The sequence below is a fragment of the Roseomonas mucosa ATCC BAA-692 genome, assembly GCF_000622225.1.
GTDB classification, from domain to species: domain Bacteria; phylum Pseudomonadota; class Alphaproteobacteria; order Acetobacterales; family Acetobacteraceae; genus Roseomonas; species Roseomonas mucosa.
The window spans coordinates 138533-160157 of record NZ_JHWD01000008.1 but is presented as its reverse complement, the minus strand read 5'-3'; the positions used below and the strand labels follow the sequence as shown (position 1 = coordinate 160157).

At 70.6% G+C, this 21625-nt stretch carries 19 protein-coding genes; 7 read left to right on the top strand and 12 right to left on the bottom strand.

The annotated features are described in order from the left end of the window. The first annotated feature begins 91 nt into the window (after window positions 1-91). Window positions 92-1354 (top strand): NAD(P)/FAD-dependent oxidoreductase, encoded by a 1263-nt coding sequence (locus BT98_RS0110595; protein WP_026033122.1) that lies wholly within the window; start codon window positions 92-94, stop codon window positions 1352-1354. A gap of 60 nt (window positions 1355-1414) precedes the next feature. On the opposite strand, the gene BT98_RS0110590 is transcribed toward BT98_RS0110595, so the two are convergent. Together BT98_RS0110590 and BT98_RS24005 are read right to left on the bottom strand one after the other, a co-directional pair. Next, on the bottom strand, window positions 1415-1630 hold the full coding sequence (locus BT98_RS0110590; protein WP_019460778.1) for a hypothetical protein: 216 nt from the start codon (window positions 1628-1630) through the stop codon (window positions 1415-1417). A 77-nt stretch (window positions 1631-1707) separates the two neighbouring features. Further along, window positions 1708-2184 (bottom strand): TlpA family protein disulfide reductase, encoded by a 477-nt coding sequence (locus BT98_RS24005; protein ID WP_019460779.1) that lies wholly within the window; start codon window positions 2182-2184, stop codon window positions 1708-1710. 136 nt (window positions 2185-2320) lie between these two features. Here BT98_RS24005 and argH point away from each other — a divergent pair, with 136 nt between their 5' ends. The 4 genes from argH to BT98_RS24000 all read left to right on the top strand — a co-directional run bounded on the left by argH (window position 2321) and on the right by BT98_RS24000 (window position 5623). Further along, the gene (argH, locus tag BT98_RS0110580) at window positions 2321-3709 is read left to right on the top strand and encodes an argininosuccinate lyase (RefSeq protein WP_019460780.1); all 1389 of its coding nucleotides are present in this window, start codon (window positions 2321-2323) and stop codon (window positions 3707-3709) included. Then, on the top strand, window positions 3706-3834 hold the full coding sequence (gene lptM / locus BT98_RS28040; RefSeq protein WP_019460781.1) for an LPS translocon maturation chaperone LptM: 129 nt from the start codon (window positions 3706-3708) through the stop codon (window positions 3832-3834). The genes argH and lptM overlap by 4 nt, the downstream gene beginning before the upstream one ends. Window positions 3835-4075: 241 nt before the next feature. Beyond that, window positions 4076-5059, top strand: coding sequence for an SAM-dependent methyltransferase (locus BT98_RS0110570; protein WP_126281895.1), 984 nt, complete (start codon window positions 4076-4078; stop codon window positions 5057-5059). A gap of 213 nt (window positions 5060-5272) precedes the next feature. Next, window positions 5273-5623 (top strand): septal ring lytic transglycosylase RlpA family protein, encoded by a 351-nt coding sequence (locus BT98_RS24000; protein WP_051544271.1) that lies wholly within the window; start codon window positions 5273-5275, stop codon window positions 5621-5623. A gap of 139 nt (window positions 5624-5762) precedes the next feature. On the opposite strand, the gene BT98_RS0110560 is transcribed toward BT98_RS24000, so the two are convergent. After that, a complete protein-coding gene (locus BT98_RS0110560; protein WP_019460784.1) occupies window positions 5763-8069 on the bottom strand; it encodes an NADP-dependent malic enzyme in 2307 nt (768 codons plus the stop codon). 379 nt (window positions 8070-8448) lie between these two features. On the opposite strand from BT98_RS0110560, the gene pncA reads away from it, so the two are divergent. After that, window positions 8449-9111, top strand: a complete 663-nt coding sequence (gene pncA, locus BT98_RS0110550; protein WP_019460786.1) for a bifunctional nicotinamidase/pyrazinamidase — start codon at window positions 8449-8451, stop codon at window positions 9109-9111. A gap of 171 nt (window positions 9112-9282) precedes the next feature. On the opposite strand, the gene BT98_RS0110545 is transcribed toward pncA, so the two are convergent. After that, window positions 9283-10449: an MFS transporter gene (locus BT98_RS0110545; RefSeq protein ID WP_019460787.1), complete on the bottom strand. Its 1167-nt coding sequence runs from the start codon at window positions 10447-10449 to the stop codon at window positions 9283-9285. A gap of 99 nt (window positions 10450-10548) precedes the next feature. On the opposite strand from BT98_RS0110545, the gene BT98_RS0110540 reads away from it, so the two are divergent. Then, on the top strand, window positions 10549-11460 hold the full coding sequence (locus BT98_RS0110540; RefSeq protein ID WP_026033124.1) for a LysR family transcriptional regulator: 912 nt from the start codon (window positions 10549-10551) through the stop codon (window positions 11458-11460). 523 nt (window positions 11461-11983) lie between these two features. Here BT98_RS0110540 and BT98_RS0110535 read toward each other — a convergent pair. The 8 genes from BT98_RS0110535 to BT98_RS0110500 all read right to left on the bottom strand — a co-directional run bounded on the left by BT98_RS0110535 (window position 11984) and on the right by BT98_RS0110500 (window position 21615). Next, window positions 11984-12973 (bottom strand): branched-chain amino acid ABC transporter permease, encoded by a 990-nt coding sequence (locus BT98_RS0110535; protein ID WP_019460789.1) that lies wholly within the window; start codon window positions 12971-12973, stop codon window positions 11984-11986. Between the two features lie 3 nt (window positions 12974-12976). Next, a complete protein-coding gene (locus BT98_RS0110530) occupies window positions 12977-13861 on the bottom strand; it encodes a branched-chain amino acid ABC transporter permease (protein ID WP_075821363.1) in 885 nt (294 codons plus the stop codon). 75 nt (window positions 13862-13936) lie between these two features. Further along, window positions 13937-15175: an ABC transporter substrate-binding protein gene (locus tag BT98_RS0110525; RefSeq protein WP_019460791.1), complete on the bottom strand. Its 1239-nt coding sequence runs from the start codon at window positions 15173-15175 to the stop codon at window positions 13937-13939. 91 nt (window positions 15176-15266) lie between these two features. Beyond that, window positions 15267-16016: an ABC transporter ATP-binding protein gene (locus BT98_RS0110520; RefSeq protein ID WP_019460792.1), complete on the bottom strand. Its 750-nt coding sequence runs from the start codon at window positions 16014-16016 to the stop codon at window positions 15267-15269. Further along, window positions 16006-16785 carry an ABC transporter ATP-binding protein gene (locus BT98_RS0110515; protein ID WP_019460793.1) on the bottom strand — a complete coding sequence of 260 codons (780 nt, stop codon included), beginning with the start codon at window positions 16783-16785 and terminating at the stop codon, window positions 16006-16008. The genes BT98_RS0110520 and BT98_RS0110515 overlap by 11 nt, the downstream gene beginning before the upstream one ends. 106 nt (window positions 16786-16891) lie before the next feature. After that, window positions 16892-18598: an AMP-binding protein gene (locus tag BT98_RS0110510; RefSeq protein WP_019460794.1), complete on the bottom strand. Its 1707-nt coding sequence runs from the start codon at window positions 18596-18598 to the stop codon at window positions 16892-16894. A 72-nt stretch (window positions 18599-18670) separates the two neighbouring features. Beyond that, the gene (locus BT98_RS23995) at window positions 18671-19609 is read right to left on the bottom strand and encodes a hydroxymethylglutaryl-CoA lyase (RefSeq protein ID WP_019460795.1); all 939 of its coding nucleotides are present in this window, start codon (window positions 19607-19609) and stop codon (window positions 18671-18673) included. Continuing rightward, a complete protein-coding gene (locus BT98_RS0110500) occupies window positions 19609-21615 on the bottom strand; it encodes an acetyl-CoA carboxylase biotin carboxylase subunit (RefSeq protein WP_019460796.1) in 2007 nt (668 codons plus the stop codon). Before BT98_RS0110500 ends, BT98_RS23995 begins: the two co-directional genes overlap by 1 nt. Between the last annotated feature and the right edge of the window lie 10 nt (window positions 21616-21625).

The window sequence follows — 21625 nt, the reverse complement described above, 5'->3', positions numbered from 1 at the left end:
AACCGCCGGCGGCGGGAAGCGCCACGAGTGGAAGGTCCGGGGGAAGGCGGAGCCTTCCCCCGAGAGAGCGACGGATGGAAGTGCGAGACCGATGAGTCGACATGTCGTGGTGATCGGGGCGGGGATCGTGGGCGCGGCCTCGGCGCTGGAGCTGCTGCGCGACGGGCACCGCGTGACGATCCTGGAGCCGGGCGATCCGGGCGGGCCACAGGCGGCGAGCTACGGCAACGGCTGCTGGCTCTCGGTGCAGTCGGTGATCCCGCCGGCCGGGCCGGGGGTGTGGCGCAAGGTGCCGGGCTATCTGCGCGACCCGCTGGGGCCGCTGGCGATCCGCTGGAAGTACTTCCCGAAGGTGGCGCCCTGGCTGGCGCGCTACCTGGCGGCGGGCTGGACGGAGGAGCGCGTGCTGCGCGTGGCGCGGGCGATGGCGCCGCTGCTGCATGACGCGCCGGCGCTGCACCGGCGGCTGGCGGAGGAATCCGGGGTCGGCGGCCTCGTGCAGCAGCGCGGCGACATCTACATCTACCCGTCGCGGGCCGAGTTCGAGGCCGAGGCGATGGGCTGGCGCATCCGGCGGCAGGTCGGCATCCGGTGGGTCGAGCTCTCGGCGGAGGAACTGCACCAGCGCGAGCCCGAGCTGTCGCACCGCTACGGCTTCGGCGTGCTGGTCGAGGAGGGCGGGCACTGCACCGACCCCGGCGGGCTGGTGGCGGCGCTGGTGGCGCAGGCCCAGGCGCAGGGCGCGGCACTGCTGCGAACCTGCGCCACGGGCTTCCGCATCGATGGCGAACGGCTGACCGCGGTGGGCACGCCGGCGGGCGAGATCGCCTGCGACGCGGCGGTGATCAGCGCGGGCGCGCGTTCCCGGCGCCTCGCCGCGGCGGTGGGGGATTACGTGCCGCTGGAAACGGAGCGCGGCTACCACGCCGTGCTGCGCGATCCGGAGGTGTCGCCACGCCATCCGCTCATGCCCTCGGACGGCAAGATGGCCATCACCCTGACGCGCGGCGGGCTGCGCTGCGCCGGGCAGGTGGAGATCGCGGGGCTGGACGCCGCCCCCGACTGGCGGCGCGCGGAGATCCTGCGCGATCACCTGCTGAAATCCTTTCCCGGCCTGCCGCGCGACCTGCCGGCGGAGCGGGTGGAGGTCTGGATGGGCCACCGCCCCTCGACGCCGGACGGCATGCCCTGCCTCGGCCCCTCGCGCCGCTCGCCGGATGTGATCCATGCCTTCGGCCATGGCCATGTCGGGCTGGTGGCCGGGCCGCGCACCGGGCGGCTGGTGGCGCAGATGGTGGCCGGACGAGCGCCGGAGATCCCGGTCGCGCCTTTCTCCCCGGCGCGCTTCCGCTGATTCCGGGGGCCTCTCCACCGCCGCACGGTTCCGGCTGATCCCCGCGGGCGCCGGGAGGGCTCAGCCCTCCCTGGCTTCCTCCTCCCCGTCCTCTTCCTCGTCCTCGTATTCGACCTCCGCCCCGTTCACGACGGCGAGGCAGTCGGCATAGGTGGACAGGATCCAGTCCCGGTCGCAGCGCGACGGGTCCGGCTCCGATTTCATGATGAGCTGCAACAGGACCAGGGCCACGGCGGCCTCGCTGTCGCCCTCGACCTTCACCTCGGGTTCGGCCATCGCCTCGCCTTCTCCTTGCGTGGTTGTCGTCATGAAGACGTTCGCCCGCCCGCCGGGATGCCGGGGCGGAGGGTGCCTCACGTGGAAGTGGGGCGTTCCGGTGCCGGGGCGGCGAGCAGGCGGCGTATGGCTTCCAGCTTCTCCGGCGCGCTCCAGTCGGCGGAGCCTTCCAGCCGGGCCACCTCCCGCCCCTGCCGGTCCAGCACCAGCGTGGTCGGCAGCCCGCGCACGCCGAGCGCCCGCCCGGCGGCCCCCTGCGGGTCCAGCCAGATATCCAGGTTCCTCACCCGCGTCCGGGCATAGAAGCCGCGCACCTGGGACGCGCCGCCCCGGTCGGAGGACAGCGGCAGGACCAGGATGCCTTCCCGCTCCACCAACTCCTGGAGGCGGTCGAGGGAGGGCATCTCCTCCACGCAGGGGGCGCACCAGGTGGCCCAGAAATTCACCACCAGCCCCTTGCCGGCGAAATCGGCCACGCTCTTCCGCGTGCCCTCCTCATCGGTGAAGGAAAGCTCCGGCAGCGCCCGGGGCGGCCCCTCGACCAGCTGGCCCAACAGGGCCGATCCTTGCGCGGAGGCTGGACGGGGCGGGAGGGCCATGCTCAACACTGCCCCTGCCGAGGTCCCGGCCGTCAGCGTGGCGAAAAGGGCTTGGCGGCGTCCGATCCTCAGCACGGGAAGTCCTCCACTCGTGTCCAGCAACAGCAACAGTCAGTGGGGCGGCCGCTATGCGGGCGGGCCCTCGGCGGTCATGCAGGCCATCAACGCCTCGATCGGCTTCGACCGGGAGATGTGGCGCCAGGACATCCGCGGCAGCCTCGCCCATGCCGCCATGCTCGCCCATGTGGGAATCATCTCCCCGGAGGACGAGACTAGCATCCGCGACGGGCTGGAGGCCATCGCCGGGGAGATCGAGCGCGGCGAGTTCCCCTTCTCCGAGGCGCTGGAGGACATCCACATGAATGTGGAGGCCCGCCTGACCGAGCGCATCGGCGAGGCCGGCAAGCGCCTGCATACGGCCCGGTCGCGCAACGACCAGGTGGCGCTGGATGTCCGGCTCTGGACCCGCGACGCCATCGACGGACTCGATGCGCAGATCGCCGACACGATGCGGGCGCTGGTGGAACGGGCCTCGGAGCACGCCGCCACGGTGATGCCGGGCTTCACCCATTTGCAGCCGGCGCAGCCCACCACGCTGGGGCACCACCTGCTGGCCTATGTCGAGATGCTGTCGCGCGACCGCTCGCGCCTCGCCGACTGCCGCGCCCGGATGAACGAAAGCCCGCTCGGCGCCGCCGCGCTCTGCGGCACCGGCTTCCCGATCGACCGGCACATGACGGCGGCGGCGCTGGGCTTCGACGGGCCGACCCGCAACAGCCTGGATTCGGTGGCCTCGCGCGACTATGCGCTGGAGTTCCTCTCGGCTTGCGCCATCTGCGCCGTGCATCTCTCGCGGCTGGCCGAGGAATTCGTGATCTGGACGAACCCGTATTTCGGCTTCGTCCGCCTGACCGACGCCTATACGACCGGCTCCTCGATCATGCCGCAGAAGCGCAACCCGGATGCGGCGGAGCTGGTGCGGGCCAAGCCGGGCCGCATCACCGGGGCGCTGGTCGGGCTGCTGACGGTGATGAAGGGCCTGCCGCTGACCTATGGCAAGGACATGCAGGAGGACAAGGAAGGCATCTTCGACGCCGCCGCCTCGCTGTCCCTGTCGCTGGCCGCCACCGCCGGCATGGTGCGGGACATGCGGCCGGACATGGCGCGGCTGAAGGCGGCCGCCGGGGCGGGGTTCTCCACCGCCACCGACCTTGCCGACTGGCTGGTGCGGGAACTGAAGCTGCCCTTCCGGGACGCCCACCACGTCACCGGCCGCCTCGTCGCCCTGGCGGAGCAGAAGGACGTGGACCTCGCCGGGCTCTCGCTCGAAGACCTGCGCAGCGCCGAGCCGCGCATCCACCAGGGCGTCTATGACGTGCTGAGCGTCGAGGCCTCGGTGAACTCCCGCACCTCCTATGGCGGCACGGCCCCGGCCAATGTCGCGGCCATGGCGGCGGAATGGAAGGCGCGGCTCGCATGATGCGGGCCGCCCTGCTCCTGCTCGCAGCCTCCCTGGCGCTCGCCGCCTGCGGCCGCAGCGGCCCCATCCGCGCGCCGGGCCCGCCGGACCAGATCACCTATCCCCGGACCTATCCGAGCCGCTGATCCCCGGACGGCGTCCTGCGGAGGCAAGGCGGCCGGGGCGGTGCCCCGGCCCTGCCAGGCCCCTCTGCCTGCCATGGCCAAAAGCGCCATGGCCGCGCACCGCGGCGGGGAGGCAAGCGCCATGACGGAAAAGACGCCTCCAGGTGCCAAGTCGCGCTGCGCGAGGAGGAAGGGGCAGACTTTCCCGGCCTGCGCGAAACGGGCACACAGGCTCTTCTGACGGAGCGAGGGCGGGCCACGGGTGTTTCGCTGGTTGTCGATGGGGCGGGTGCGCCGGCGCGAGGCCGCGCTGGCTGCCTGGAACACCAAGATCCTGGGCTCCCTGCTGGCGCGCCGGGCCTATGAGGCGGGGCTGGCCGGCTATGGCATGGCGGCGCCGGGCGAGCCCCGGCCTGCCGGGCTGACCGGGCGCCTCTGCCGCCAGGCTGACGTCGAGGCGCCCTGGCTGCACCACTGGTGCGCCCGGCAGCACATCGCGCCCCTCTATCACCGGAAGGTCTGGGAGGACTGCTTCGTGCCCCAGGCACTCTGGGAGGCCGGGATGCTGGCGCCGGGGCGGCGCGGCCTGGGCTTCGCGGTGGGGGAGGAACTGCTGCCCTGCATCTTCGCCGCCGACGGGGTGGAGGTGCTGGCCACCGACCTGCCGGCGGGCGACCCGCGCGCGCGGGAATGGATCCGGACCGCGCAGCACATGTCGGCGCGGGAGCACCTGTTCCACCCGCATCTGATCGGGCGCGAGGATTTCGAGGCGCGCGTGGCGTTCCGGCCGGTGGACATGGCCCATATCCCGGCCGAGCTGATGCGGGGCGAGTTCGACTTCGTCTGGTCCGTCTGCTCCTTCGAGCATCTGGGTACGGTGGAGGCCGGGCTGGACTTCGTGCTGCGGGCCATGCGCTGCCTGAAGCCCGGGGGCGTGGCCGTGCATACCACGGAGTTCAACCTGCTCGACGACGGGCCGGGGGTGGAGAAGGGCAAGACCGTACTATTCCGGCGCCGCCACCTGGAGACGCTGATGCGGCGCCTGGAGGCGGCCGGGCACGCGCCGCTGCCGATGGACTACGAGCCAGGGAGCGGCTTGCTCGACCGTTTCGTGGACCTGCCGCCCTTTGCCGGTCAGGGGATCTGGCCCCTGCCGATCGACCCCGGCGACACCCCCCATCTGAAGCTCTCGGTGCGCGGTTGCATTTCAACCTCCGCGGGAATCATCATCCGCGCCGCTCAATGATCCGGTTTCCATATTAAAAACGGATCAGAAACAGTTTTGCGTTTCAAGATTGCGCGAAAAATTTAAACCCGCCATGCCCGCCCCTGCGCGACAGAGGAGCGGCGTAGGGGCGTGAGGGGTAAGACAGTGCTGGCAGCGTGCCTGGGTCTGGGGGTGGCCCTGTCGGTTGCGCCGGGTATGGCCCGGGCGAACGAAGGGCCCGAGGAAGTGGTGATGCGCCTTGAGCCCGCCGTTTCCGCCAGGAAGGGGATGAAGGTCCAGCGTGGTCCCGCCTCCTATTACGCCGACCGGTTCCATGGCCGGAAGATGGCCAATGGCGAGCGTTTCGACCGGGATTCCAATTCCGCGGCGAGCCGCACCCTGCCGCTCGGCACGACCGTGCAGGTGACGAACCTGCAGAACGGGCGCACCGCGACGGTGAAGATCGAGGATCGTGGCCCCTATGTCGGCAACCGCGTGATCGACCTGAGCCCGGCCACCGCCGAGGCGCTGGGCATGATCGATGCCGGTGTCGTCATGGTCGAGGTCCGGCCCGTCCAGATGGCGAGCCTGCAGAACTTCTGACCCCGCCCTGTCCGGCTGGCGGCGCCCTTCGCGGCGAGGGGCCGGGAGGCGGACGGAAGACGAAAAACCCCCGGCCTGGATCTTCCAGGCCGGGGGTTTTCGCGTGGGCGGGCCTGATGCCCGCCCGGAGCCCCCTTGCCTACCGGCCGATGGCGTCGTGCGCGGCCAGGCAGGCCATGTCCAGGATCTGGTTCACGCCCGCCGAGATCGGCACGATCTGGGCCGGCTTCTCCAGCCCCATCAGCACCGGGCCGATGGTGGTGGCGCTGGTCAGGCGCGGCACCGCCTTGCTGAGGATATGGGCGGCGTGCAGCCCCGGCATGATCAGCACGTTCGCCGGGCCGTTCAGCCGGCAGAAGGGGTAGAGGGAGCGCAGCGCGGGGTCGAGCGCCACGTCGGCGGTCATCTCCCCGTCATACTCGAAATCCGCCCCGCGCTCGTCCAGCAGCTTCACGGCATCGCGGATGTTGGTGGGGATGGAGGTGCGCGCGTCGCCGAAGTTCGAGAAGCTGAGGAAAGCCACGCGCGGCTCCAGCCCCAGGCGCTTGGCCGCCGCGGCGGACTGGGTGGCGATGGCGGCCAGGGTCCCCGCCTCGGGGCGCGGATGGATCGCCGTGTCGGCGATCAGCACCGTGCCGCGGGCACGGGTCAGCATCAGGGTCAGGCCGAAGAGCACGCTCTCCTCCGAGCCTTCCGGCACGGCGGCCTTGCCCAGCGCCATGGTCACGCCCTTCAGCGTCTCGATGTAGGAGCGGGTGGTGCCCGTCACCATGGCATCGGCGTCGCCCAGCGCCACCATGCAGGCGGCGAAGACGTGGCGGTCCTGGTTCACCGCGCGCTGGCAGTCGCGGAACAGGAAGCCCTGGCGCTGCTTGCGCTCGTACAGGTACTCGGCATAGCGGCGGTTGCTGTCGGACAGCGCGGCGTTGTGGATCTCCACGCCCTCCGGGAAGGGCAGGCCGAGGGCGCCGGCGGTGGCCATGATGCGGTCCTCCCGCCCCACCAGCACCGGCGTGCCATAGCCCGCGTTGCGGAAGGCGATGGCGGCGCGCAGCACCTTCTCCTCCTCGCCCTCGGCGAAGACAACGCGCTTCGGGTTGGCGCGGACGCGCTCGGTGATCGCCTCCAGCGCCCCCGCCGCCGCATCCAGCCGCCCGGTCAGGCCGCGGGTGTAGCGGCGCAGGTCCTCGATCGGGCGGCGCGCCACGCCGCTCTCCATCGCCGCCTTGGCCACGGCGGGCGAGACATGGGAGATCAGGCGCGGGTCGAAGGCGTTGGGGATGATGTATTCCGGCCCGAAGCGCAGCGCGCTGCCGGCGGCCACCTCCTCCGGCACGTCCTCGCGCGCCAGCATGGCCAGCGCCTCGGCGGCGGCGACCTTCATGCTGTCGTTGATGGTGCTGGCCCGCACGTCCAGCGCGCCGCGGAAGATGAAGGGGAAGCCCAGGACGTTGTTGACCTGGTTCGGATAGTCGGAGCGGCCGGTGGCGACGATGGCGTCGGGCTTGGCGGCCTTCGCCTCGTCCGGGGTGATCTCCGGGTCCGGGTTGGCCATGGCGAAGATGATCGGCTTGTCCGCCATGGAGCGGACCATGTCCTGCGTCACCGCGCCCTTCACGGACAGGCCGAAGAAGGCATCCGCCCCGGCCATGGCATCCGACAGGGTGCGGGCCGCGGTGTCGATGGCATAGGCCGACTTCCACTGGTTCATGCCGTTGGTGCGGCCCCGGTACAGCACGCCCTTGGTGTCGCACATGGTGATGTTCTCGGGGCGCATGCCCATCGCCTTCACCAGCTCGGCGCAGGCGATGGCGGCGGAGCCGGCGCCGTTGATCACCAGCCTCGTGGTCCTCAGGTCGCGGCCCGTCAGGTGGCAGGCGTTGATCAGCCCGGCGGCGGCGACGATGGCGGTGCCGTGCTGGTCGTCATGGAAGACGGGGATGTCCATCAGCTCGCGCAGCCGCTGCTCGATGACGAAGCACTCGGGCGCCTTGATGTCCTCCAGGTTGATGCCGCCGAAGGACGGGCCCAGGAAGCGCACGCAGTTGACGAACTCGTCCACGTCCTCGGTGTTCAGGCACAGGTCCACCGCGTCCACGTCGGCGAAGCGCTTGAACAGGGCGGCCTTGCCCTCCATCACCGGCTTGGAGGCGAGCGCGCCCAGGTTGCCCAGGCCGAGCACGGCGGTGCCGTTGGAGATCACCGCCACCATGTTGCCCTTGGCCGTGTAGTCATAGGCCAGCGCCGGGTCGCGATGGATGTGCAGGCAGGGCTCGGCCACGCCGGGGGAATAGGCGAGGCTCAGGTCGCGCGCCGTGATCAGCGGCTTGGTGAGCCGGATCTCCAGCTTGCCCGGCTTGCCCTCGGCATGGAGGGCGAGAGCCTCCTCCGCCGTGACACGCGCGGTGCGCGAATCCTTGGGCGTCATCTTGGCCACGTCGTCCATCGTCCGAACCCCTCAACCGGTAACCTCGCCTCCCTTCCTATTGAGGTCCGCGCGGGTGCGAAAGCCAGCCGCTTCGCGCATGCGGCATGGCACGGATGCGATCCTGGGCCTGGACGGGGGCTTCCGGTTCTTGCGGGTGCGGCATGAGTGCCGCGATGGAAAATTCCGCTGACAACCGGAATGTCGCAATTTGCGTGCGCCCGGGGCCGCGGAAGAAGCCCAGGCATTGCTTCAGGCCGTCGCAAGGGCTGGCTGGCCGTGAAGAGCAGCAAGGTGTCCGGCGCCACGGGGCGGACAGGGTCCCGCCGCCGGGGCGGCTCTCTCCGGGCATCCGGGGCGAAGGCTGGACGGCGGGGGCCGTGCGCGGGAAGCTGTCGGCATGTCCGCGACGCCGCTCTCGCCGAACCCGGAAACCGATGTCCTGATCGTGGTGGACGTGCAGCCCGATTTCATGCCGGGCGGCGCGCTTCCCGTCCCCGATGGCGACGCGATCCTGCCGCTGGCCAATGCGCTGATGCCGCGCTTCGGCCGGGTGGTGGCGACGCAGGACTGGCATCCGCCGGACCATCTCTCCTTCGCCAGCCGGCATCCCGGCCGCGCGCCCTTCGAGATGGTGGATTTCCCCTATGGCCCGCAGACGCTGTGGCCGGACCACTGCGTGCAGGGCACGCCCGGTGCGGCCCTGCATCCGGCGCTGGAGACGCGGTCCTTGCAGGCGATCTTCCGCAAGGGGATGCGGCGGGAGGTGGACAGCTACAGCGGCTTCACCGAGAACGACCGCGAAACCGGCACGGGCCTCCCCGGCTATCTGCGCGCCCTGGGCGTGCGGCGCGTCTTCCTGTGCGGCCTGGCCACGGATTTCTGCGTCGCGGCCACGGCGCGGGATGCGGTGGCGCTGGGTTTCGAGGCGGTGGTGATCCTTGATGCCTGCCGTGGCATCGCCGCGCCGCTGCCCGGGGGCGGGGACACGCTGGAGGTCGCCTTGGAGGGGTTCCGGGATTCCGGGATCGCCACCCTGGGCAGCATCGCCCTGCTGGGCTGAGGCGGCGCCCCGCGTTTCCACCTGTTCTTCGGGGGGGGGCAGGCCACGGACGGACGGTGATCGCACGGAGTCGATGCAAGCCCCGGGGTCCGGGGATCGGCTTCGGTCCCCGGCGGAGAGGGAGCGGGGCGAGACTCCCCCGGGGATGCCGCCGGAGGAACGCGGCCCGGATCAGCCGCAGGCCATGGCGGGAACCGGACGCCGGCGCCGCAGAAGGAGCATCATGGCGAGGCCGGACGCCGCCATGGCCGCCCCGGCGACCGAGATCGCCGGATAGCCGAGTCCGGCATCGAGCACCCCGCCACCGAGCGCCGCGCCGATGGCATTGCCCAGGTTGAAGGCACCGATGTTCATCGCCGAGGCGAGGTTCGGCGCCTCGGCGGCGGTGGCCACGACCCGCATCTGCAACGGCGGGACGATGGCGAAGCTGGCCACGCCCCAGAGGAAGATCAGCGGCGCCGCAGTCGCCTCCCAGCGCATCCCGGCGGCGAAGAGCAGCAGCAGGACCACCAGCGCGGCCAGGGAACCGATCAGCGTGCCGTCCATGGAACGGTCGGCCAGGCGGCCTCCCAGCCAGTTCCCGGCGGCGAGGCCGAGGCCGTAGACGATCAGCATCGCCGTCACGAAACCCGCGCCCGCCCCCGTCTCGCCGCGCAGGATGGGGGCGATATAGGTGAAGACGGTGAACATGGCGCTGGCGCCCAGCACGGTCAGGCCCAGCGCGGCCAGCACCGGCCCGCGCCGCAGCACCCGAAGCTCCGCCCGCATGTCGGCCCCGGCCTCGGCCGGCAGCGGCGGCAGGGAGAGGCGCAGCGCGATCATGGCGAGGACGCCCACCGCCGCGATGCCCCAGAAGGCGATGCGCCAGCCCACCGCCTCGCCAGCCCAGGTGGCCAGCGGCACGCCGCCGATCGTGGCGATGGTCAGGCCCGAGAACATGGCGGCGACGGCCGCCGCGCGCCGCTCGGGCGGGACGAGGCCGGCCGCCACCACCGCACCCACGCCGAAGAAGGCGCCATGGTTGAGGGAGGTGACGATGCGGGCGAGAAGCAGCATGCCGTAGCCGCCCGCCAGGGCGGACAGGATGTTGCCGAGGGTGAAGATGCCCATCAGCCCGATCAGCAGGCGCCGGCGCGGCATCCGGGCGAAGGCGAGCGTCATCAGGGGCGCGCCGAGGAGCACGCCCATCGCATAGGCGCTGACCAGCAGCCCCGCCCTGGGGATGGAAACGCCGAGGTCGCCGGCGATCACCGGCAGCATGCCCATCGGGGCGAATTCCGTGACGCCGATGCCGAAGGCACCGATGGCCAGCGCCAGGAGCGGTGGGTTGAGACTCATGGGACAGGGTCCGGGATTGTTCCGCCGCGGCACTTGGTCGGCTTTGGTGCATCGCGGTAGTAGGGATGGCGGACCAGGATCTTTGCGCCGGAGGCACAGATGCCGCGTGAAAGGACAGATCGGGCGGGGGAGATGGAGGCCTTCGCCACGGTGGCGCGGGAAGGCAGCCTGTCAGGCGCCGCCCGTACGCTGGGCCTCACCCCCTCGGCCGTCAGCCGCATCGTCGCCCGCATCGAGGCACGGCTGGGCGTGCGCCTGCTGGTGCGCACGACGCGCCGGCTGCGGCTGACCGCCGAGGGGGAGGCCTATCTCCGTGCCGCGACCCGCATCCTGGCCGACCTCGACGAGGTGGAAAGCGGCATCGCCGACCAGGCCTCGCCACGCGGGCGGGTGCGGGTCAGCACCTCCATGGCGCATGGGCGGATGGTGATCGTGCCGCTGCTAGGGACCTTCGTGGAGCGCTATCCCGGCATCAGCGTGGAGATCGACATCAACGACCAGATCGCCGACGTGCTCGGCGGCCGCGCCGATGTCGCCGTCCGCTTCGGGCCGCTGGCCGACAGCCCGCTTTCCGCCCGGAAGCTGGGGGATACCGGGCGCAGCGTGGTGGCCTCGCCGGAATACCTCGCCCGCGCGGGGGTGCCGCGCCGGCCGGCCGATCTCGCCCGGCACAACTGCCTCGATTTCAGCTTCCGCCGCATCGAGCCCGGCTGGCCCTTTCGCGAGGGTGGGCGGGACTATCTGATGCGGGTTTCCGGCAACATGACCGCGAACAACGGCGAGACCCTGGTGCAGCTCGCCCTGCAAGGCGTCGGCATCACCCGCGTCGGCCATTTCCATATCGATGACGAGATCGCCGCCGGACGGCTGGTGCCGCTGCTGGAGAAATACAATCCGCAGGACCGGGAAAGCATCCACGCGGTCTTCGTCGGCGGCGCCACCATGCCAGCCCGCATCCGCGTCCTGGTGGATTTCCTGGCGGAGCATCTGCGGCCAGGGGCGCGGGGATGAAGGCGGCGTCGTGCCCCTTGGCCTGCCCCCGGGGGAGAGGCTCCGCCTCTCGCCCCGGAACCCCCTCACCGCCAGGACGCTGCGCGCCCTGGACCCGATGAACTGGCACGCGCGGTGACCGTCAGCCCGAAGGTTCGATCCCGCCGCGCGCCCAATGTCTCTTGCTTCCCAGGCCCGGCTCAGGATATAGGAATATAATCAACACCACACCGCTCTGGCCCGGTCCCTGGAGGTGCGAACCCAGGCGACATCCGCTCGCGCCACGGGGCGAGGCCCAACATCCATCCGGACGGATAAAGGGCTAAAAACCTAAAGTCCTAAAACCCTAAAGCCCGGGATGGCAGGCAGGGCGGAAGACCCTGGCCCATGCAGGCGCAGGGAGTGGCCAGCACCGGCACCGGACCGTGACGCCGCCGATGATCCATGCACCCCGCCGTTCGTATCCGCCGCCGGAAAGCATGGCTCCCCGGCGCGATCCGGTGTCAGCAGGCACCTTGTCCCCCGGACGACGCAAGGCCCAGCCTCAGAGCTTCGTCTTCAGCAGTCGCCCGATCTCGCCGACGATGCCGGCGCGGAAGGCGACGACGCAGATGACAAAGATGGCGCCCTGGATCACCGTCACCCAGGCGCCGAAGGGGGCGAGGTAGTTCTGCATCGCCACGATCACCGCGGCGCCGACCACCGGGCCGAACAGCGTGCCGAGGCCGCCGAGCAGGGTCATCAGCACCACCTCGCCGCTCATCGACCAGTGGACATCGGTGAGGGTGGCGATGCCGAAGACCAGCGACTTGGTGCCGCCCGCGACGCCGGACAGCGCCGCCGAGAGCACGAAGGCCATCAGCTTGTAGTCGTCGGCGCGGTAGCCGAGCGAGGTGGCGCGCGGTTCGTTCTCGCGGATCGCCTTCAGCACCTGGCCGAAGGGGGAATGGACGATGCGGTGGATCAGCAGGAAGCCGATCAGGAAGACCGCGGCCACCAGCCAGTACATGGCCATGTCCGGCGCGAGGTCGACCACCCCGAAGAGGCGCCCCCGCGGAACGGACTGGATGCCGTCCTCGCCATGGGTGAAGGGCGCCTGGAGGCAGAAGAAGAAGACCATCTGCGCCAGGGCCAGGGTGATCATGGCGAAGTAGATGCCCTGCCGCCGGATCGCCAGCCAGCCGAAGGCGAGGCCCAGCACGGCGCCGACGCCGCCGCCGGCCAGGATCGAGACCTCCGGCGTCAGCCCCCAGACCTTGGCCGCGTGGGCGGCGAGGTAGCCGCCCATGCCGAAGAAGGCGGCATGGCCGAAGGAGAGCAGGCCGACATAGCCGATCAGCAGGTTGAAGGCGCAGGCGAAGAGGGCGAAGCAGAGCAGCTTCATCAGGAAGACGGGATAGAGGACGAAGGGCCCCGCCAGCAGGAAGGCGACCAGCAGGATCAGGGCGATGCCCTGGCCCCGGCTGAAGCCGAGCAGGCCCGGCATGGTGGGCGGCGCGCTCAGGTCGCGCGGCGCGGTGGAACTGGCGGACATGGTTCAGGCCCTCCCGAACAGGCCGGCGGGCCGCACCAGCAGCACGATCGCCATGACGACGAAGATCACGGTGGAGGCGGCCTCGGGGTAGAAGACCTTGGTCATCCCCTCCACCAGCCCCAGGCCGAAGCCGGTGACGACCGAGCCCAGGATGGAGCCCATGCCGCCGATCACCACCACGGCGAAGACGGTGATGATGAGGCTGGAGCCCATCTGCGGGTTCACCGAGTAGATCGGCGCCGCCAGCACGCCCGCCAGCGCCGCCAGCGCCACGCCGCCGGCATAGGTCAGGGTGACGAGGCGCGGCACGTTCACGCCGAAGGCCTGCACCAGCGCGGCGTTCTCGGTGGCGGCGCGCAGATAGGCGCCGAGGCGCGACTTCTCGATCACCAGCCAGGTGCCGAGCGAGAGGATCAGCGCGGCCACCACAACCCAGGCGCGGTACACCGGCAGGATCATGAAGCCGAGATCGAGCGGCATGCCGGTGAGCGAGGCGGGCGGGGCGTAGGGCATGCCGGAAGAGCCGAAATACTGCCGGAAGACGCCCTCGATCATCAGGGCGAGGCCGAAGGTCAGCAGCAGGCCGTAGAGCGGGTCCGCCCCCTGAACCCGGCGGATCAGCAGGCGCTCGATCACCACGCCCAGCACGCCCATGATGAGGGGGGAAAGGATCAGCGCGGGCCAGTAGCCGATGCCCAGCCAGTTCAGCAGCATCCAGGCGACGAAGGCGCCCATCATGAACTGCGCCCCATGGGCGAAGTTGATGACGTGCAGCATGCCGAAGATCACCGCCAGGCCCAGCGAGAGAAGCGCGTAGAAGGCGCCGTTCACGAGGCCCAGGACGATCTGCGGCAGGCCCATCTCCAACTGGAACAACAGGTCTTCCATCTTGTGCCTCTCAGTGCGGGCAGGCGGGGGAGGGCGGCGCGCCGCCCTCCCGGCCAGCCCTCCCTCTCGGGGGGATCAGGAGCGGACGAGCGGGCAGCCCCCGGCCGAGAGCGGCCGCCAGGCATCCTCGGCGGAGGTGGTCTCCAGCAGCTTGTAGTAGTCCCAGGGTCCCTTGCTGTCGCCGGGTGCCTTCACCTCGAAGAGATAGGCCGGGTGCAGCTTGCGCCCGTCCTCGCGGATCTTGCCCGCGCCGAAGCAGTCGTCGTCGGTCGGCATGGCCTTCATGCGCTTCACCGTCTCCACGCCCGAGGCCTTGGCGGCGGCGGCGCCCATCTCGGCCACCACCTTCAGGTAGTGCAGCGCCCCGGCATAGCAGCCGGCATGCGACATGGCCGGCATGTTGCCGTTCAGCGAGCCCTTCACCCGGTTGGTGAAGGCGCGGGTGCGGTCGTTCAGGTCCCAGTAGAAGCTTTCCGTGCAGACCAGCCCCTGGGCGGCGTTCAGCCCCAGGCCATGCACGTCGTTGATGAACATCAGCAGCACGGCGATCTTGGTGCCACGGCGGGTGACGCCGAACTCGGCGGCCTGCTTCACCGCGTTGATCGTGTCCGTCCCGGCGTTGGCGAGGCCGATCACCTTGGCCCGGCTCTGCTGCGCCTGGAGAAGGAAGGAGGAGAAGTCCGTGCTCTGCAGCGGGTGGCGCACCGAGCCCAGCACCTTGCCGCCGGCCTCCTTCACGAAATTCGTGGTGTTCCTTTCCAGGTCATGGCCGAAGGCATAGTCGGCGGTGATGAAGTACCAGCTGTCGCCGCCCTGCTTCACCATCGCCCCGCCGGTGGACCTGGCGAGCATGTAGGTGTCATAGGTCCAGTGGACGGTGTTGGGCGAGCACTGGCCGCCGGTCAGCTCCGTCGTGCCACCGGTGGAGTTGACATAGACCTTGTTCTTCTCCTTCACGACGCTGTTCACCGCCAGCGCCACGGCACTGTTGGGCACGTCGATGATCATGTCCACGCCGTCCTGGTCGAACCACTGGCGGGCGACGTTGGCGCCGACATCCGGCTTGTTCTGGTGGTCGGCGGCCACGACCTCGACCTTCACGCCCTTGGCCTCGATGCCGCTGTCCTGCACCGCCTGGCGCACGCAGGCGACGGAGGTGGGGCCGGAAATGTCGCGGTACACGCCGGACATGTCGTTCAGCACACCGATCTTGATCGTGCCCCCGGCCTGTGCCCGGGCCGGGCGGAAGGGCAGCAGCCCCAGGGCGGGCAGGGTCGCTGCGCCGAGAAGGGTCGTGCGGCGGGATAGGGTCATTCCTGGGGTTTCCCTGGCTTTCGTTGGTTTCCGGCGGCGTTGCCGCCCGTTTCCTGCATCCGCCCCGCCGGAAAGCCGGGCGGGGCGGGGGTCAGACGCCGAGATATTCCTGCAGCCGCTCCGCCGCGCTGGCGAGCTCGTCGTTGCGGAAGCCGTCCACCACCCGCCCATGCTCGACCACGTAGTGCCGGTCGGCCACGGTCTGGGCGAAGCGGAAGTTCTGCTCCACCAGCAGCACGGTGAAGCCGCGCGCCTTGATCTCGCGGATCGTGGCGCCGATCTGCTGCACGATCACCGGCGCCAGCCCCTCGGTCGGCTCGTCCAGCAGCAGCAGCGGCGCGCCGGTGCGCAGGATGCGCGCGATGGCCAGCATCTGCTGCTCGCCGCCCGAGAGCTTCGTGCCGGGGCTGTTCGCCCGTTCCTTCAGGTTCGGGAAGAGCGTGTGGATGGTCGGGATGTCGAGCCCGCCCGGCCGCACCACCGGCGGCAGCATCAGGTTCTCGGTGACGTTCAGCGCGGCGAAGATGCCGCGCTCCTCCGGGCAATAGGCGATGCCGGCGCGGCCGATCTCGTCTGGCCGGGCGCGGATCAGCTCCCGCCCCTCGAAACCCACCGAGCCGCTGCGGCGCCCGACGAGGCCCATGATGCTGCGCAGGGTGGTGGTCTTGCCGGCGCCGTTGCGGCCCAGCAGCGTCGCCACCTCGCCTGGCCGCACGTCGAAGTCCATGCCGTGCAGCACGTGGCTCTCGCCGTACCAGGCCTGCAGATCGCGCACCTTCAGCAGCGCCTCGCCGGAAGAGGCGGAGCCGGGGCGTTCCTCCAAGAGGGCCTCAGGCGGCATGGGCGGTGCCTCCGGCGATGGTGGGGTCGGTGCCGAGATAGGCGGCCACGACCTCCGGGTTGCGCGAGACCTCGGCATAGGGACCTTCCGCCAGGATGCGCCCGCGTGTCAGCACGGTGATCCGGTCGCAGAGCCCCTCCACCACCTTCAGGTTGTGCTCCACCATCAGCACGGTGCGGCCCGCGGCCACGCGCTTCACCAGGGCGGTGACGCGGTCCACGTCCTCGTGCGTCATGCCGGCGGTAGGCTCGTCCAGGAGCATCATCTCCGGTTCCAGCGCCAGGGTGGTGGCGATCTCCAGCGCCCGCTTGCGGCCATAGGAAAGCGAGCCCGCCGTCAGCCCGGCGGCATTGGCCAACCCGACCTCGGCCAGCAGCTCCATCGCCCGGGCGTCGTAGCGGGTGAGCACGGATTCGCGCCGCCAGAAGTCGAAGGAGCCGCCGCGCTCCCGCTGCAAGGCCAGGCGGACGTTCTCCAGCACCGTCAGGTGGGGAAAGACCGCCGAGATCTGGAAGGAGCGCACGAGGCCCAGCCGGGCCACCTCGGCGGGCTTCATCGCGGTGATGTCGCGGCCGTTATAGCGGATGCGGCCGCGTGTCGGCTGGAGGAACTTCGTCAGCAGGTTGAAGCAGGTCGTCTTGCCCGCCCCGTTGGGGCCGATCAGTCCATGGATGCTGCCGCGTTGCACGCGCAGGTTCACCCCGGAGACCGCGGCGAATCCGCGGAACTCCTTGGTCATGTCCTCGGTCTCCAGGATGTAGTCGGCCACCCGGATGCTTCCTCGTTCTTTTCAGTCTTGCACAGGAGTTAAGGCGAAGCCGCCCCCCGGCGCAAGCGGGATCGTGGCATCCCCCACCAACCCGCCCGCCCCGCCCTCAGGCGGTCTCCTGGCGCGTCAGGCCCAGCTCCTCCTCCATCTGCCGGCGCATGAGGAATTTCTGGATCTTGCCGGTCACGGTCATGGGAAATTCGTTAACGAACTGCACGTATCTCGGGATCTTCTGGTGCGCGATCTGCCCCTCGCAGAAGCCGCGCACCTCCTCCACCGTCAGCATCTCGCCCGGCCGGATGCGGATCCAGGCGCAGAGCTCCTCGCCATAGCGTGGGTCGGGCACGCCGAAGACCTGCACGTCCTGGATCTTCGGGTGGCGGTAGAGGAACTCCTCGATCTCGCGCGGATACAGGTTCTCGCCGCCCCGGATCACCAGGTCCTTGATCCGGCCGACGATGTTGCAGTAGCCCTCCTCGTCGATGGTGGCGAGGTCGCCCGTGTGCATCCACCGCGCCGGGTCGACCGCCTCCGCCGTCCGCGCCGCCTCGTCCCAGTAGCCCAGCATCACCGAATAGCCGCGGGTGCAGAGCTCGCCCGGCTGCCCGCGCGGCACGATCCGCCCCTCGGTGTCGATGATCTTCACCTCCAGATGCGGGTGGATGCGCCCGACGGTGGAGACGCGCCGTTCCAGCGGATCGTCCACCGCGCTCTGGAAGCTGACCGGGCTGGTCTCGGTCATGCCATAGCAGATGGTGAGGTCGCGCATGTTCATGCGACTGGTGACGCGCTTCATCACCTCGATGGGACAGGGGGAACCCGCCATGATCCCCGTGCGCAGCGAGGACAGGTCGAACTCCGCGAAGCGCGGGTGGTCGAGCTCGGCGATAAACATGGTCGGCACGCCATAGAGCGCGGTGCAGCGCTCCGCCTCGACGGCCTCCAGCGCCGCCACCGGGTCGAAGCCCTCGCCCGGATAGACCAGGCAGGCGCCGTGCGTCAGCGCGGCGAGGTTGCCCATCACCATGCCGAAGCAGTGGTAGAGCGGCACGGGCACGCAGATCCGGTCCTCTTCGGTCAGGCGCATCGCCTGCCCGACGAAATAGCCGTTGTTCAGGATGTTGTGGTGCGACAGCGTGACGCCCTTCGGCGTACCGGTGGTGCCACTGGTGAACTGGATGTTGATGGGGTCGTCGAACTGCAATGCCGGGCCCAGTTCCCGCAGTGCCGTGCGTTCCCGCTCCCCGCCCAGGGCCAGCACATCGGCGAAGGGCAGGGCACCGGCCAATGGGGCGGAGGAAACGGGGCCGCCGAGCTGGATCACCACCCGCAGCGCCGGCAGCCGTGCCGCGCGCAGCTTCCCCGGTGGGCCGCTGTCCAGCTCCGGCGCGATCTGCCGCAGCATCCCGGCATAGTCGCTGGTCTTGAAGGACGTGGCCGTCACCAGCGCGGCGCAGCCCACCTTGTTCAGCGCGAACTCCAACTCGTGCAGCCGGTAGGCCGGGTTGATCGTCACCAGCACCAGGCCGGCGCGCGCCGCGGCGAACTGGGTCAGCGCCCATTCCACCCGGTTCAGCGACCAGATGCCGACCCGCTCGCCCCGCCGCAGCCCGAGCGCCAGGAAGCCCGCCGCCAGCCGGTCCACCTGCTCCCGCAGCTCCGTCCAGTTCCAGCGCACGCCCTGGCCCCGGTCGATCAGCGCCGGCCGGCCCGGCCAGGTCTCCGCCGTGCGGTCCAGCCGCTGCCCGATCGTGTCGCTCAGCAGCGGCGTCTCGCAGGCCCCATGGACATAGCTGAGTTCCCCGGCACCCATCCTGTCTGTCCTCCCTTGGCTTCTTCCGGAGGGCCTCCCGGGAGGAAAGGCGCCGCCTTTCCCCCGGACCCCCTATCCGCCAGGAACCTGAGGTTCCTGGACCTCCCATTCATTGGTTCTGGCGGCGAGCGCCCGTGCCACCCTGGAAGCCGGCTCACGTTCCAGCGCTGCGCAGATCATGCGCCCCGCCGCGGCGAGGCGGGGGAGGTCCACGCCGGTCCCGATGCCCATGCCGTCGAGCATGTAGACCACGTCCTCCGTCGCGACATTGCCCGAGGCACCCTTGGCATAGGGGCAACCGCCCAGCCCGGCCACGGCGCTGTCCACCACCGAGACGCCAAGCTCCAGGCAGGCCAGGATATTCGCCAGCGCCTGGCCATAGGTGTCGTGGAAATGCAGCGCCAACCGTTCCAGCGGCACATGCTCCGCCACAACCTCGACCATCCGCCGCGCGGCGAGCGGCGTGCCCGTGCCGATCGTGTCGCCGAGCGAGACCTCGTAGCAGCCCATGCCGGCCAGCGCGGCCGCGACGCGCGCCACGGCCTCCGGCGACACGGCGCCTTCATAGGGGCAGCCGAGCACGCAGGAGACATAGCCGCGTACCCGCAGTCCGGCGGCGAGCGCCCGCTCCACCACCGAGGCGAAGCGCTCCAGGCTCTCGGCGATGGAGCAGTTGATGTTGGCGCGCGAGAAGCTCTCCGAGGCCGCGCCGAAGACCGCGATCTCTCGTGCCCCGGCGGCCAGCGCCGCTTCCAGCCCCTTCAGGTTCGGCACCAGCACGGGATAGTCCACGCCGGGGCGCGGCGTGAGCCCGGCCAGCACCTCCGCCGTGCCCGCCATCTGCGGCACCCATTTCGGAGAGACGAAGCTGCCCGCCTCGATGCTGCGGAGGCCGGCATCGGCCAGGGCTTCGACCAGCGCGATCCTCGTGGCGACGGAAACGGGCCGTGCCTCGTTCTGCAGCCCGTCGCGCGGACCCATCTCCACGATGCGGACATGACCGGGGAACATCACGCCGCCTCCGTTGCGAAGGTCACGAGCTGCGTGCCTTCCTCCACCATCTCGTCCACGCCATGGCGGATGCTCTCCACCACGCCCCCGGCGGGGGCGGAGAGGGTGAGCTCCATCTTCATCGCTTCCAGGACCAGCAGGGGCGTGCCCTTGGCCACCTTGTCGCCGGGGGAAACCAGGACGCGCGTCACCCGGGCGGGGATCGGGGCGATCACGCGGTCGCCGCCGGCGGCCTGGCTTTCGGGCGGCGCCAGCGGATCGAGCACGCGCAGCCGCACGCCGAGGCCGCCGCGCAGCACGGTCAGCATGTCGCCCTGCCGTGCCACGGCCATCCGGTGCTGCACGCCGTCGAGGCGCAGGCGCAGCCCGTCCTCCGTCTCCTCCGCCGCCACATGCGCGCTGTTGCCGCCGGGCAGGGCGAGGTCCAGCGATCCGTCCCGGCGCAGCGCCGCGCGCAGCGCCACGCGCTCGCCCCCGGCCTCGAAGAGCAGATCCTGGTAGCCCGCCCCGTTCATCCGCCAGGCATCGGCACAGGCCCAGGGCGAGAAGGGATCGCCCGACCCCCGCGCCGCCGCCCCGGCGGTCCGTGCTTCCTCCTGCAGCACCGTCCAGGCGGCCGCCGCCCAGGCCGGCGTGTCCGGCACGGGCTCGGCGGAACCTTCCAGCACCTCCGGGTGCCGGGCGATGAAGCCGGTGTCGAGATCCGCCGCCAGGAAGGCGGGATGCGTGGCCAGGGCGCGCAGCAAGGCGAGGTTGGTGCGCACCCCCACCACCTCGTATTCCGCCAGCGCCGCCGCGAGGCGCTGCGCCGCCGCGTCACGGTCCTCGCCATGCACGATCAGCTTGGCGATCATCGGGTCGTAGTTCGGCGTGATCGCGTCGCCCTGGCGCACGCCGGTATCGACGCGCACGCCGTCGCTCTCGCGTGGCTGGCGCAGATGCGCCAGCGTGCCGGTGGAGGGCAGGAAGTCGCGCGACGGGTCCTCGGCATAGATCCGCGCCTCGATGGCGTGTCCCTGGATGCGGAGGTCTTCCTGCCGCAGCGGCAACGGCTCGCCGGCGGCGACGCGGAGCTGCCACTCCACGAGGTCCTGCCCGGTGATCGCCTCGGTGACGGGATGCTCCACCTGGAGGCGGGTGTTCATCTCCATGAAGAAGAAGCGCCCGTCTTCCGCGATGAACTCCACCGTGCCGGCGCCGACATAGCCCACGGCCCGCGCGGCGGCGATCGCAGCTTCGCCCATCGCGCGCCGCTGCGCCTCGTCCAGCCCCGGGGCGGGGGCCTCCTCGATCACCTTCTGGTGCCGGCGCTGGATGGAGCAGTCGCGCTCGAAGAGCGAGACGGCGTTGCCCTGCGTGTCGGCGAAGACCTGGATCTCGATATGGCGGGGCCGGGTCAGGTACTTCTCGATCAGCACATGGTCGTCGCCGAAGGAGGCCCTGGCCTCGCGCTTGGCGCCCTCGATGGCCGCCTCCAGATCGCCAGCCGCCTCGACCACGCGCATGCCCTTGCCGCCACCGCCCGCCGAGGCCTTGATCAGCACGGGATAGCCGATCCGTGCCGCTTCCTCGGCCAGCAGAGCCATCTCCTGGCGCTCGCCGTGATAGCCCGGCACCAGCGGCACGCCGGAGCGTTCCATGATCGACTTGGCGGCGGATTTCGAGCCCATGGCGCGGATCGCCGCGACTGGCGGGCCAATGAAGGCGATCCCGGCCGTCGCGCAGGCCTCGGCGAATTCCGCGTTCTCGGACAGGAAGCCGTAGCCGGGATGGATCGCCTCCGCCCCGGAGCGCCGCGCGGCATCAAGGATGCGGGGGATGGAGAGATAGCTTTCCCGCGCCGGGGCCGGGCCGATGGGATAGGCCTCGTCGGCGAGATGGACGTGCCGCGCCGCGCGGTCGGCCTCGGAATAGACCGCGACGCTGCCGATGCCGAGACGCCGCGCGGTGCGGATCACCCGGCAGGCGATCTCGCCGCGATTGGCGATGAGGATCTTGCGGAACATCGCCTCGTCC

Coding starts and splice junctions, on each gene's coding strand:
- BT98_RS0110595 (WP_026033122.1), top strand. CDS start 92: ATGAGTCGACATGTCGTGGTGATCGGGGCGGGGATCGTGGGCGCGGCC.
- BT98_RS0110510 (WP_019460794.1), bottom strand. CDS start 18,598: ATGGGTGCCGGGGAACTCAGCTATGTCCATGGGGCCTGCGAGACGCCG.
- BT98_RS0110545 (WP_019460787.1), bottom strand. CDS start 10,449: ATGAGTCTCAACCCACCGCTCCTGGCGCTGGCCATCGGTGCCTTCGGC.
- BT98_RS23995 (WP_019460795.1), bottom strand. CDS start 19,609: ATGTTCCCCGGTCATGTCCGCATCGTGGAGATGGGTCCGCGCGACGGG.
- BT98_RS0110525 (WP_019460791.1), bottom strand. CDS start 15,175: ATGACCCTATCCCGCCGCACGACCCTTCTCGGCGCAGCGACCCTGCCC.
- BT98_RS0110590 (WP_019460778.1), bottom strand. CDS start 1,630: ATGGCCGAACCCGAGGTGAAGGTCGAGGGCGACAGCGAGGCCGCCGTG.
- lptM (WP_019460781.1), top strand. CDS start 3,706: ATGATGCGGGCCGCCCTGCTCCTGCTCGCAGCCTCCCTGGCGCTCGCC.
- BT98_RS0110530 (WP_075821363.1), bottom strand. CDS start 13,861: ATGGAAGACCTGTTGTTCCAGTTGGAGATGGGCCTGCCGCAGATCGTC.
- BT98_RS0110540 (WP_026033124.1), top strand. CDS start 10,549: ATGCCGCGTGAAAGGACAGATCGGGCGGGGGAGATGGAGGCCTTCGCC.
- BT98_RS24000 (WP_051544271.1), top strand. CDS start 5,273: ATGCGCCTTGAGCCCGCCGTTTCCGCCAGGAAGGGGATGAAGGTCCAG.
- BT98_RS0110560 (WP_019460784.1), bottom strand. CDS start 8,069: ATGGACGACGTGGCCAAGATGACGCCCAAGGATTCGCGCACCGCGCGT.
- pncA (WP_019460786.1), top strand. CDS start 8,449: ATGTCCGCGACGCCGCTCTCGCCGAACCCGGAAACCGATGTCCTGATC.
- BT98_RS0110520 (WP_019460792.1), bottom strand. CDS start 16,016: ATGCCGCCTGAGGCCCTCTTGGAGGAACGCCCCGGCTCCGCCTCTTCC.
- BT98_RS0110535 (WP_019460789.1), bottom strand. CDS start 12,973: ATGTCCGCCAGTTCCACCGCGCCGCGCGACCTGAGCGCGCCGCCCACC.
- BT98_RS0110500 (WP_019460796.1), bottom strand. CDS start 21,615: ATGTTCCGCAAGATCCTCATCGCCAATCGCGGCGAGATCGCCTGCCGG.